Here is an 11,354-nt window from a genome sequence, read left to right on the forward strand (position 1 = left end):
CGATATACGATACATCTGTACTGGATGAAAAAAGTGCCTGGCTTTTAGGGTATTTTACCTTTTTTTGGGCCTTTTTTCTCGACTTTATTGAGTCGAAACCTTTTTCCTATCGGCATTTCAGGCTTTTTCAGCAAGCCCTATATAGAAAAACTGGCGATTACGATTCACGACGGTTATAGTAATGTATAATGTAATGTATATACTTGAACTGGCTATGGTCAGCAAAATCCGCAAGCAAATTTATATCGAAGCCGAGCAGAATAATTTACTGAAAGAGAAGGCCCGACAAACGGGACTGAGTGAGGCCGAGATCATCCGACAGGCGATTGACCAACACATAATTTCCGTCAAATCTCCTACCCCGAACTTGAGTGCTTGGGAGCGAGAAAAGGCCTTTATCGCTGGTCTCGAAAACCGCCCATCACAACCGGGTAAAAGGGATTGGCGAAGGGAGGATCTCTATGAACGATAGAGTCCTGCTCGATACCAATATTCTGGTCTATCTCTACGATATCGCCGAGAAAAGCAAACGGGAACGGGCATTAACCGTTGTCGATGACCTGATCCGCACCACCCGCGCCGTCATCAGTCCGCAGGTGATGGGAGAATTCTTTCAGGCCGTCACCCGCAGCCGTCGCCCCCTGCTAACCCACGAAGAAGCTCTGGCCCGCATCCGTCAATATCTAATAGCCTGTGAGGTAGTTCCGATCACCGAGTTGATCGTTCTGGAAGCCACCCGTGGAGTAGAAAGTTACCGGTTTTCCTACTGGGATGCCCAGATCTGGGCGACCGCTCGCTTAAATCAAATCACCACGGTCTATAGCGAGGATTTTAATTCCGGGGCTACCATTGAGGGAATTCATTTCGTCAACCCCCTGAACGATGGCGGCAGACTTTCTTCTGGGTAAGATAGCTGTAGTTTCGCCAAGATTCCCAAGAAGGCGAGGGCGGCGGCTTCCATTCTTCCCGTTCTTTCAGCCTCGACACCGTCTGACAGTCCCCCTCGGTGTCGCCCAACTCCTTTAGGTACTCGATTTTAACCAGATCGATACCCGACACCCCACACCCTGCCCCCACGAAAAACTTTTTGCCGCAAACCCTATCTAGGAGAAGCCGAATTTTGTTCAAAAGTTAACTCCTCTAACACTTCCGTAACCAACTTGCCGTTGGCTAAACGCTTTAAACTTCTAATCTGAATATTTACTTGGGGAGTTTCTTCTAACTGTTGGATCAAAAAATCTGCATATTTGATTATTGCCTCACGCGCCGCATTTTTTTTAGTCCAAACTTGCGCCATTTCTAACATATTAGTAACCCCAATAAACTCCTCTCCCTCCCCATCTAAACTATGATTAGCCGCATAGGCATTAGCAGTAGGACACAACAATAAAACATAGCCTAAATGTCCTTTTGTTGCTGTGCCAAATCCTTTAGCCATAAAGAATCATCCTCAAGATAACAAATCGATGGAAATTGTCGATGATAGCTGAGATTCTATCACTTGATGACCGAGATTAACCGGTCGAGCATTTCCCTCTACCGGCGCGCAATAACGGGGAATTGGACTAGAAACGAGGCTTATATGACGGTCACTCACCGCTAATCCATGGGTAGGATCATAACCTTTCCAGCCGCCCCCCGGCAAATACACCTCTACCCAAGCGTGTAAATGTCTTTCTTCTTGGTCTAAATCTCCTTCTTGATAGCCACTGACAAAACGGGAAGCTAATCCCACACAGCGACACACATCCATAAATAAAACCACAAAATCGCGACAGGAACCCTGCTTATTTTTCCAAGTGTTTCCGGGTAGATAGGGTTCCCCGGTAAGACGAATAATTTGCTGACAATTGCGGTAAATTTTGTCATTAAGATTAAACAGGAAAGATAGCACCTGTCCCTCAGTTTCCTGCATAATTTCTTGGGCTAATGCTGCCATATCAGGGTCATTATTTAACCCATAAAATTGTCTGTAGGGTTGTAATTGACTGTGGAGAGAAATGGGATAATCAAAGGGTAAACAGGTCGCCCAAGGTTCCAACAAATACTGAAAAGGATTAACCCCATGGGTTTCTACTTCACTGACCACATCAATCAATAATTCTTCCGTCGGTTGATTAAACCAAATTTGTAAACAAGAATTGCCATCGAGGTCGATAATATTAGTTATCGTTAAAGGTTCTGGGTTAATTTTGAGTGTGAACTCTCGCAAAGTTTGCCCACCATCGGATTTTGGTCGCAAGCGCAGCAGATGGGGTGATAAAATCACGGGTTGATTATAGAAATAGTTAGTTTGATGCCGAATGTGATAACGCATTAAGTTGTTAATTGGGATTGATATTGAAAGTTATTTACTGGCAGAGGTGAGGCAAGTTCAGGATTAAAAACGAAGAAAGTTTCTGTCATTTTTATTCCCACATCATTAACTCTTTTTTGAATATGGTCGAGGAATTCATGCAATCCCATTTCAATAATATCCTCGATAGTTAGATAGCTCATTTCCGCACAAAGTCGCCCTAAACTTCTTTCTACCGAATTCCCCCAAGTTCCTATAGGAGTCCCTGTAACTTGATGCAAACAGTGGTCTAATTCCCGCAGACAAAAGTGAATTGAACGAGGAAATTCTCGATTAAGAATTAAAAATTCGGCCACGTCACTAGGAGTAATCCGTCGTTGACATTTACGATACATTTCGTAGGCACTCACCGACCGCAGTAAAGCAATCCATTGAATTTGGTCTAGAGAAGTTCCTACCCATTGAGCGGAAGGCAAGAGATAATAGTATTTAACATCAAGAATTCTGGCGGTTTTATCGGCGCGTTCCTGTAATCTTCCCATAACGCCAAAATGCCAACCTTCATTATGAGTCATCGTTGCATCCATCACCCCCGCAAAACGGTGACTAGCCAATTTAACTTGGGTAAAAAAGTTCGGTAAAGTAGTTTGAGGATGGTAAGAGGAAGCATCTTTTACCATCAAGAAAAAACCATTAACCTGTTCCCACATTTCCGAAGAAATAATCTCGCGAACTGACCGAGCATTTTCTCGCGCCCAGCGCAAACAAGAGATAATTGAACTACTATATTCCGTGTCAAATGTCAAGAAATTGATCACATTTTCTGCGGTGGCTGTGCCGTAACGTTCCTTGAATTTTTCTAAATCTCCCGTGGTTAAAACCAAAGGTTCCCACTGTTGCAAAACACTGGTAGGTACATCTAACATTAAATTAAGGTTAACATCCATAAACCGGGCGACATTTTCCGCCCGTTCAATATAGCGATTTAACCAATAAATTGAATCGGCAACTCTACTAAGCATAATTAACCAGGAAAAAGTGAAAAGGGTAGGGTGGATTGGGCGAAAATAATTTATGCACTCGACTCATGATTTAATTTTGGCCGTAACCCAGCAAAATTTTGATTATTGTCTTGATTAATTGGTTAAAACCCAAGTGTCTTTACTGCCACCACCTTGAGAAGAATTAACCACTAAAGAACCCTTTTTCAAAGCCACGCGAGTTAACCCCCCGGGATGCACATAAATTTCATCGCCCCGATGGAGAATATAGGGACGTAAATCCACATGACGACCTTCAATTTCCGTGTCAATTAAAGTTGGAACCCTAGAAAGACTTAACACTGGTTGAGCGATATAATTGCGGGGATTAGCGGCAATGCGTGGGGCAAATTCTGCCCTTTGTTCGGGGGTAGCTTGAGAACCGACTAACATCCCATAACCTCCCGACTCATTAGCGGCTTTCACAACTAACTTATCGAGATTATTTAAGACATAATCTAAGTCCTTTTCTCGCCAACAAAGATAGGTAGGAACGTTATTTAAAATCGCTTCTTCTCCCAGATAATAACGAATCATATCGGGGACAAAAGCATAAATAACCTTATCATCGGCGACTCCCGTACCCGGGGCATTAGCTAAAGCGACGCGACCTTCCTGGAAAACTTTTAATAATCCGGGTACACCTAACATCGAATCGGGACGAAAAACCGCCGGATCTAAAAAGTCATCATCGAGGCGACGATATACCACATCTACCCGTCTTAATCCCTTGGTGGTTTTCATTTGTAGATAACCATCAAAGACGACTAAATCACGCCCTTCCACTAATTCTACCCCCATTTGTTGGGCGATAAAAGAATGTTCAAAGTAGGCAGAATTATAGGTTCCGGGGGTTAAAACCACCACGGTGGGATTAGGTAATTGGGGTGGGGCTAAATTGAGGAGAGTTTCCAACAGATGGGAAGGATAATCATCCACCGGTTTAACATTCATTGTCTGGAAAATATCGGGGAAGGTGCTTTTCATTACCCGACGATTTTCGAGGACATAAGAAATACCGGAAGGAACCCGCAAATTATCCTCTAAAACGTACCATTGACCATCTTGATCGCGGACTAAATCGGTTCCCGTGATGTGACACCAGATACCTCCGGCGGGTTTCAGTCCCACACAGGGTTTCAGAAATCCCGTCGCCGAGGCGATTAATTCGGGGGGAATAATGCCATCTTTAATGATTAACTGGTCATTGTAGATATCGGAGAGAAAAAGATTGAGGGCTTTGATGCGTTGTTTCAGGCCTCTTTCTAAATAATCCCAGTCCTCAGCCGAGACAATTCGGGGAATAATATCAAAAGGAAAGATTTTTTCCACCCCTTGATTGTCGCTATAGACATTGAAAGTCACCCCCAATTCAAACAGGGCCGACTGAGCGGTTTCCCGGTGTTGTTGAAGTTCTAGGGGCGGCAGATTCTGCAACCATTTGATTAAAGGAGACGCGTGGGGACGAGGTTGACCATCATCTAAGAATAGTTCGTCGTAGAAGCCTTCGGGATCGTAGGTATTTAATAGCACACTGACCTCATTCCATACCTTACCTATTCCCAGTGTCGGACAATTGGCCCGATTTTTTGTAGTCTAGGAGACATTTTAAGGGAAATTTTAGGAAGTTAGCGGTTTTTCGGGGCTGGCGATCGCCGATTGATCCCCACCGGTGGAGAAACCTGACAAGAGCGAGAATTAGCCCTGAAAACTGTGTTACATTTTTTAAAGGTCACACCTTAAATCTTTCATTTTTCTTACTGGTTACGCGATGTTTACCAAACAAGTAACGGATTCCAAAGCCTATCAATGGTTTCAGGAACGCTTAGAAATTCAAGGGATCGCTGATGATATCAGCACCAAATACGTTCCCCCCCACGTTAATATCTTCTACTGTCTTGGTGGTATCACCCTCGTGTGCTTCGTGATCCAGTTTGCCACTGGTTTCGCCATGACCTTCTACTACAAACCCACTGTAGCAGAGGCCCTCTCCTCAGTACAGTACATCATGAACGAAGTCAACTTTGGTTGGCTAATTCGTTCTATCCATCGCTGGTCTGCCAGTATGATGGTCTTAATGATGATCCTGCACGTTTTCCGCGTCTATCTGACCGGTGGCTTCAAAAAACCTCGCGAATTAACCTGGGTAACTGGGGTTGTCCTGGCCGTGATCACCGTTACCTTCGGTGTCACCGGTTACTCCTTACCCTGGGATCAGGTGGGTTACTGGGCGGTTAAAATCGTTTCTGGTGTACCTGCTGCTATTCCCGTCGTCGGTGATCAACTCGTCACCCTGATGCGCGGTAGCGAAAGCGTCGGTCAAGCAACTTTAACCCGTTTCTACAGCTTACATACCTTTGTCCTGCCCTGGTCGATCGCGGTCTTCATGTTGCTACATTTCTTGATGATCCGTAAACAAGGCATTTCTGGGCCTCTATAATTCAGAAAAATATCTCTGTCGATCCGAAATCATTTTTAGGAGACATTATCCATGTCCACATTAAAAAAGCCCGATCTCAGCGATCCCGCTCTGCGCGCTAAGTTGGCTAAAGGTATGGGTCACAACTACTACGGTGAACCCGCTTGGCCTAACGATCTGCTCTATATCTTCCCGGTGGTTATCTTTGGTACGATCGGACTCTGCACCGGTTTAGCGATTATGGATCCCACCATGATCGGTGAACCTGCCGATCCTTTCGCTACTCCCCTAGAAATTCTGCCAGAGTGGTATCTTTATCCCGTTTTCCAAATTCTCCGTATTCTTCCTAACAAACTCTTAGGTATCGCTTGCATGGCCGGCGTTCCCCTAGGCTTGATGTTAGTTCCCTTTATTGAAAGCGTCAATAAATTCCAAAATCCCTTCCGTCGTCCCGTCGCTACCGCTATCTTCCTATTTGGTACTGTGGTCACGATCTGGTTAGGTATTGGTGCCACTTTCCCCATCGATATATCTTTAACTCTCGGTTTGTTCTAAGTTACTGAACACCACCGGTTTGTTGCCCACGCTTGTGATTCCTGACTTTGGAAGAGCGATCGTGGGCAATTTTAATTTTGATTTCTTCTATCGGGTAATTTGTTGTACCAAAGCGATGACATCGCTGCGGCTGAGTTTTTCCTTACCTAAAGCTAGGACTTCGAGAGTGCCATGGGCTAAAGCGAGGGGAATCTTACAAAAATCAAGTGCCGGCCCATTAGGCAGCGATTGAGTGTAATAATCGGCTAATTTCAGATTACGACGGGCATAATTATGAATATCACTAATTGTCCAACCCTGGGGCAGAAAACTTACCCCCCGGCGCAGATCCTCGCCATGGTTGCGGGCAATATTAACCGCTTGTAAACCCCGACCAAAACCGATGGCATAACTGCGATTAGTTTGAGTGCCGTCGTACCAATTCCAGAGGTCAGACAGCAATAAACCCACGGCACCGGCCACACTAAAGGTATATTGATCTAATTCTATTTCTGTGCGAATATCCCAGTTATTCCCAGCCCAGTAGGCCATGCGATCGGCCATGGCCGCCGTGGCATCCCAGACCCGGGGGGCGATCGAATCTGGCGCTAACAGGGCCCATTCTCCAATTCTCAGGGTTACTTCTGGCAAAATCTCCCGATGGACTAAGCCAAAAGCAAAGTCCTCTTTGGTGGAATTTTCAGTACCTGCTTGTAAATTCAGGCTAATTTGTCTTAATATCTGGGATTTACTGAAGTTATCTAGGTCGGGATGGTCTTCTACTTCATCGATCGCCCTCATACAGAGATAAGCTGAGGCTACCGCCTCGAGCAGACGATCTGGTAAACGACTTATGGGAATATAAAAAGTTCGACTCGTTTCTTGCAGAATCGTTAAAGCATTATCGCGCAAATTCATTCAGTCCTCTCCTCACGCCAACTTAGGTAACTACGAGTTAAACCAATCAGATAGATCGGTTTAGGTTATTCCGATGTTCCTAAGACAAAGTTGCTGTCTATTGTAGTATTATTATCCAAAATTTCGAGATTATTCTCGAAAAAATCAACCTTTAGGGTCTTCTTGACAATTTTTCTTTCTGGGATAGCTGAGGGACAATTACGGGAATTTTTCGAGATTACAAGCTTAAAAAGTAGTTTTTGCCCGTTTTTAAGCAGTATTTTGCGGCTTCATGGCAAGGATTGAAAGGAGATCACTTGTAAAACCGGTCCGATCATGGCCAGAGTCATCACATCTGAGCGAATTTCACCCATAACTGTCACTTTTGCCTTTTTTTGAGTTAATTCGGCGGGAGGTTCCATTAATTCGTAGGTTTGACCGTTATCAGCAATTAATGCCCAAGTTCCCGTGCCTATTTCTATTCTTTTTACCTGACCGGTTACACTAATATTCATGCTTTAATTTCGCTCATCGAGGCGATCGCAATTGCTGCCCCTGTCACAAGCATTCTATCGATATCTTTCCTCGGCATTGATTGCCAATTTTGCCGGACTTTAACCTCATAAATCAGTTTTTTTTATCTAAAAAGCGATTGCCACTTCCGCCACTACCGCTAAGAGGGATGCCACAGCCGCTAAAATTATTATTTCTCGATCGGATTGTCTCATAACTATCTGAGTATAAATTACTAATCTTAGTCTATACCACATCTAACCTAGAGTTAAATTGATCTAAATTATTTTATCCATAGATAAAAAGCTATAAAAGTTATCGGAAAAATCGGGTCTAAAACCTCGCCTTAAGGCGAAAAGTTGGTGGAGCGGGGCATAAATCCCCGTTACAAAAACGGCCTGCTGCCCCCTGCCTCCGTTAACGGCAAAAACGGCGAAATCTATGTCCAGATTGCCCTGTATTATTTGTTCAGGAAGCCCTAATTAAGCCTAACTGTTAATAGCGTAATGATAGGCACTACCATTAGATTCCATAGGCATCAACCACTGGGAAATAGTTTCTAGTTTTTGACGGATTTGATCGAGTTGATCCTGCACGGGTTGCAGGAAAGTTTCGTACTGTTGTACCTGAGTTTTTAAACGCACTAATACCAGATTAGCATCGCGCCATTGTCGCTCCTGTTCTTCAAATTCACGAGTTTTTTGCTCTAAATCCGACCATTGACCGTCAATACTATCGCTGCTTTTTTGTAAATCCTCTTGTAGTCCCTTGATTTCTGCTGCTAAACGTTGACTTTCTTGGAGATTATTTTGATAACTATCCTCCAAGAGAATTAACAATGGTTCAAAGCTACATTTTTGGGCATCTTCTGGGGATAAAATCCCCTGTCTCCGTTGCAGAATTTTCAGATGTTGAGAGCGAATAGCTTGCCTTTCCTGGAGATTACGTCTTTGTCCGACCAAAGTTGCCGCCAGCATTCCTTTTTTTTCCTGTTCCTCGGCTAATTCTTCTTCTAAATTAGCTCGCTCGGATTCATCTATTGTGGCCATTCTTGCTTCTAATTCTTCCACGGTTTGGCATTGGAGAGTTAATTCTTCCTCTTGGTCGTTGACAAAAATTTCCCAGCGCTTGAGGTCTGTTTGTAAGTTCTTAACTAAGCTCTCCAATTCTTCTAAAGGCATTTTTTCAAGAGCTTCTAGATCGATTTTACCATCAAAATCTAGTTCTTCCCCTTGCAGGAGACGAAGGAGCATTTGTCGAGTAGAATCAGTGGTTTGTAGGGTGAGGTTAAGGCGCTCGAATAATTCCTGTTTTTGACTCAGAACAGTTTCTTGTATTTGTAATTGTATTTGAGCCGTTTCCAAAGCATTGCGACTCGTCTGTAATTCCCTAGCTCTTTGTTCGAGATAATCGAGCATTTCATCGTTGGCGACCTGACGATTTTCTACAGCTTTTTTCTGCTCCTCTAAACTCTGCCAACAACTATTTAAAATTGTCTGTTGTTCCTGCACAGATTCAAGAGTGGAATGGAGAATTTGTGAGGGAGAATTGCCCCGATCATGATTATTAGCTAAACGCTCCGCTAGAGAGCGAATAAATTGTTGTTTTTCTGGGGAAAGATTGGGGTAGGAGTTACAATTTATTTGTCCTTCTTCCAGGTGTCGCTGTTGCTCGTTTAATTGTTGTTTTAGGGTTTCCAGTTCTTGTCTTTTGCGCTCTAAATACTCGAATTCTGCCTCTATTTGTTCAATTTGCTCGATTCTTGTCTCCATTTCCATTTTCTGGCGGTTGAGAATCTCGGTTTGATAGGTGAGGGATTGTTTCCACTGCTCGATTTTCTCTTGATCTTTCTTGCTGCGCTCCATCAAACGGGAAATCTTTTGCAGTTGCCGCACCATCTCCGCTCCCGCTAATTCCGGGTTTCCTTGCAGTTGACGATTATTGCTCAAATTTACCAAGAGAAGCGCACCTTCACCCAGGGAGTTAGTTTCGTCGTAGGTTAAGATATCTTCCCCCGGTAGGGCACTCCACGTCTGATCATTATGCTGACAGGCCAATAGTTTCAATTCGGTTTTGTAACCACCGATAAAACCTCTAGTCTGTTTTTTTACTTCTGCAAGGTATAGCACGAGTAGTTGTCCTCCATAATAAAAGTTTTTTTGACTTCTCCGACCCATAAATGACGGAGGATTCTCAGCGGACTTCGCGTCTTTTTAGCTGACCAGCACTTGAATTTCTGGGGACGAGTCCAAACGCCCCTAGACACTCGACTTAAATCAAAATTAAGTGTTGTTCTTACTTTCCGAATTATGTTAGCTGCCCCATTAGCATCAGCATTAATATACTGATTTTGAGCAGTCCGATACAATCCTCTTTTTGTTCTCTTTCCTGATGGTTGCCACCCTGCGGGTTTTTCACCAAATTTAGGTAGCGAGTCATTGTCTAAGAATGAAGCTTTTGAGGTATAACTTTCTTCTGTTTCAATAAACTTAATCCCACACTGTTCACACAATTGTCTAATGCGTTCTTTGAGTTTTGGTGTCGGAATTGAAACAAAAGATTGATGGTTCTTTTTGCCTAAATTACTTTCCCTCTTTTGGTCTTTGTTCCTTTGATGCTCAAGACAGTGATTAATAACAAGTCTAGCTGCTTTATTAACAGCATCTCTTATTTGTCGATTACGCTTTTCTGTGATTTTAGCGAGTTGAGTTGACCAAAATCCTTGAGGTTTTCCTTCTTTGAGAGTAGCTACCTGTTTGTTGTACCAACGATTAACAGACTTAAGATGCCTTCCATCAATGACAAAGCTAGTACCAAGACTAGAAACTCCTGTTAGCCAATTGTTTAAACCCGGATCTAAATCTAGCACATTATCGGGATTGACCTCAATCTCGACTGGTTTACTCTCATAAACAAACTCAACATAAAAACAATGATTTCTGGGCAGTATTCTTAATTCCTTAATTTCTTGAAACCTCAAATTGGAGGTCATTGGCAAATAGAAGCTATCAAGTCCAAACCATTGCTTCACAGTTTTTCCTAAAGGGATTCTAATTTGATTATCAACCCATTTTAGGGCTTGCTTGGGATAAGTGACAAGGAACAGACCTTCTTTTTTTATGTATTTAGGTAGATGAGGCTCATCTGTTAACTCTCCCTTTCTATATTTCTGGTTTAGCTCTTTAAATGATTTAAATGACTCAGCAACACTTCTAAGTATTTGCTGTGCTGCCTGAGAGGATAAAACTTGATAGTGTTTGTTGTTTTTATACTCTTTCTCTAAATCAAATTTGCCAATAATTTTCTGGGTTTTGAAATAAAGTTGACGTGCATAATAAATTCCACAGTTAGTCAGCTTATGAGACTCAGCACAAATGAACTCAAGGATAGCCTTTAAATGTTTATCCATGCTCATTAGATTTTGCTGGCATCTATACATTGTATTTTTCCCTCCTGATGTTATACTAACATAAATGCACTAAGCTGTTCGTAATTTAAATTGCTTGTTGAGACGAGGCAAGAGGCACTCTTGCAAGAGGGGGAGCATCTCACTTACGCGATGAGTAATTATACTTAGCCTAAAAGCCACTCTTAATCGTGTCTTGGAACGAAATAGAGGCTTTTAAAGACTGCGTACATGGAGAATTAAAACAAG

General features: G+C 43.0%; 13 protein-coding genes. 4 read left to right on the forward strand and 9 right to left on the reverse strand.

Annotated elements, in window-relative coordinates; translation table 11 throughout:
• Positions 1-193: 193 nt before the first annotated feature.
• Both IM477_RS03035 and IM477_RS03040 read left to right on the forward strand, forming a co-directional pair.
• Positions 194-472 (forward strand): ribbon-helix-helix domain-containing protein, encoded by a 279-nt coding sequence (locus tag IM477_RS03035; RefSeq protein WP_287730486.1) that lies wholly within the window; start codon positions 194-196, stop codon positions 470-472.
• Positions 462-908, forward strand: a complete 447-nt coding sequence (locus IM477_RS03040) for a PIN domain-containing protein (protein ID WP_287730487.1) — start codon at positions 462-464, stop codon at positions 906-908. Before IM477_RS03035 ends, IM477_RS03040 begins: the two co-directional genes overlap by 11 nt.
• 191 nt (positions 909-1,099) lie before the next feature.
• Here IM477_RS03040 and IM477_RS03045 read toward each other — a convergent pair whose 3' ends face one another.
• From IM477_RS03045 to IM477_RS03060, 4 genes are all read right to left on the reverse strand, one after another.
• Positions 1,100-1,438: a hypothetical protein gene (locus tag IM477_RS03045; protein ID WP_287730488.1), complete on the reverse strand. Its 339-nt coding sequence runs from the start codon at positions 1,436-1,438 to the stop codon at positions 1,100-1,102.
• A gap of 12 nt (positions 1,439-1,450) precedes the next feature.
• Complete coding sequence (locus tag IM477_RS03050) at positions 1,451-2,317, reverse strand: transglutaminase family protein (RefSeq protein ID WP_193958811.1); 867 nt, start codon at positions 2,315-2,317, stop codon at positions 1,451-1,453.
• Positions 2,317-3,318, reverse strand: coding sequence for an alpha-E domain-containing protein (locus tag IM477_RS03055; protein WP_002798128.1), 1,002 nt, complete (start codon positions 3,316-3,318; stop codon positions 2,317-2,319). The genes IM477_RS03050 and IM477_RS03055 overlap by 1 nt, the downstream gene beginning before the upstream one ends.
• A 114-nt stretch (positions 3,319-3,432) precedes the next feature.
• On the reverse strand, positions 3,433-4,869 hold the full coding sequence (locus IM477_RS03060) for a circularly permuted type 2 ATP-grasp protein (protein WP_287730489.1): 1,437 nt from the start codon (positions 4,867-4,869) through the stop codon (positions 3,433-3,435).
• 238 nt (positions 4,870-5,107) lie between these two features.
• Between IM477_RS03060 and petB the strand changes: the two genes are divergently transcribed.
• Both petB and petD read left to right on the forward strand, forming a co-directional pair.
• A complete protein-coding gene (gene petB / locus IM477_RS03065; RefSeq protein WP_002798126.1) occupies positions 5,108-5,776 on the forward strand; it encodes a cytochrome b6 in 669 nt (222 codons plus the stop codon).
• Between the two features lie 51 nt (positions 5,777-5,827).
• On the forward strand, positions 5,828-6,310 hold the full coding sequence (gene petD / locus IM477_RS03070) for a cytochrome b6-f complex subunit IV (RefSeq protein WP_286827283.1): 483 nt from the start codon (positions 5,828-5,830) through the stop codon (positions 6,308-6,310).
• An 87-nt stretch (positions 6,311-6,397) separates the two neighbouring features.
• Here petD and IM477_RS03075 read toward each other — a convergent pair whose 3' ends face one another.
• From IM477_RS03075 to IM477_RS03095, 5 genes are all read right to left on the reverse strand, one after another.
• Entirely contained in the window at positions 6,398-7,207 is an 810-nt protein-coding gene (locus tag IM477_RS03075; protein WP_002798124.1) for a squalene/phytoene synthase family protein, read from the reverse strand.
• A 269-nt stretch (positions 7,208-7,476) separates the two neighbouring features.
• On the reverse strand, positions 7,477-7,701 hold the full coding sequence (locus tag IM477_RS03080) for a hypothetical protein (protein ID WP_079208836.1): 225 nt from the start codon (positions 7,699-7,701) through the stop codon (positions 7,477-7,479).
• 126 nt (positions 7,702-7,827) lie between these two features.
• Positions 7,828-7,956, reverse strand: a complete 129-nt coding sequence (locus tag IM477_RS03085) for a hypothetical protein (RefSeq protein ID WP_260324550.1) — start codon at positions 7,954-7,956, stop codon at positions 7,828-7,830.
• 231 nt (positions 7,957-8,187) lie between these two features.
• The gene (gene hmpF, locus IM477_RS03090) at positions 8,188-9,828 is read right to left on the reverse strand and encodes a pilus motility taxis protein HmpF (RefSeq protein WP_287730490.1); all 1,641 of its coding nucleotides are present in this window, start codon (positions 9,826-9,828) and stop codon (positions 8,188-8,190) included.
• The gene (locus tag IM477_RS03095) at positions 9,807-11,138 is read right to left on the reverse strand and encodes an RNA-guided endonuclease InsQ/TnpB family protein (RefSeq protein ID WP_287730491.1); all 1,332 of its coding nucleotides are present in this window, start codon (positions 11,136-11,138) and stop codon (positions 9,807-9,809) included. Before IM477_RS03095 ends, hmpF begins: the two co-directional genes overlap by 22 nt.
• Positions 11,139-11,354: the final 216 nt, after the last annotated feature.

The sequence above is a fragment of the Microcystis sp. M090S1 genome (assembly GCF_020246295.1).
Taxonomy (GTDB): domain Bacteria; phylum Cyanobacteriota; class Cyanobacteriia; order Cyanobacteriales; family Microcystaceae; genus Microcystis; species Microcystis aeruginosa.

Excerpts from the sequence above, each read along its gene's own strand:
- IM477_RS03035 (WP_287730486.1), top strand. The coding sequence starts at position 194 with ATGTATATACTTGAACTGGCTATGGTCAGCAAAATCCGCAAGCAAATT.
- IM477_RS03040 (WP_287730487.1), top strand. The coding sequence starts at position 462 with ATGAACGATAGAGTCCTGCTCGATACCAATATTCTGGTCTATCTCTAC.
- IM477_RS03045 (WP_287730488.1), bottom strand. The coding sequence starts at position 1,438 with ATGGCTAAAGGATTTGGCACAGCAACAAAAGGACATTTAGGCTATGTT.
- IM477_RS03050 (WP_193958811.1), bottom strand. The coding sequence starts at position 2,317 with ATGCGTTATCACATTCGGCATCAAACTAACTATTTCTATAATCAACCC.
- IM477_RS03055 (WP_002798128.1), bottom strand. The coding sequence starts at position 3,318 with ATGCTTAGTAGAGTTGCCGATTCAATTTATTGGTTAAATCGCTATATT.
- petB (WP_002798126.1), top strand. The coding sequence starts at position 5,108 with ATGTTTACCAAACAAGTAACGGATTCCAAAGCCTATCAATGGTTTCAG.
- petD (WP_286827283.1), top strand. The coding sequence starts at position 5,828 with ATGTCCACATTAAAAAAGCCCGATCTCAGCGATCCCGCTCTGCGCGCT.
- IM477_RS03075 (WP_002798124.1), bottom strand. The coding sequence starts at position 7,207 with ATGAATTTGCGCGATAATGCTTTAACGATTCTGCAAGAAACGAGTCGA.
- IM477_RS03080 (WP_079208836.1), bottom strand. The coding sequence starts at position 7,701 with ATGAATATTAGTGTAACCGGTCAGGTAAAAAGAATAGAAATAGGCACG.
- IM477_RS03085 (WP_260324550.1), bottom strand. The coding sequence starts at position 7,956 with ATGTGGTATAGACTAAGATTAGTAATTTATACTCAGATAGTTATGAGA.
- IM477_RS03095 (WP_287730491.1), bottom strand. The coding sequence starts at position 11,138 with ATGTATAGATGCCAGCAAAATCTAATGAGCATGGATAAACATTTAAAG.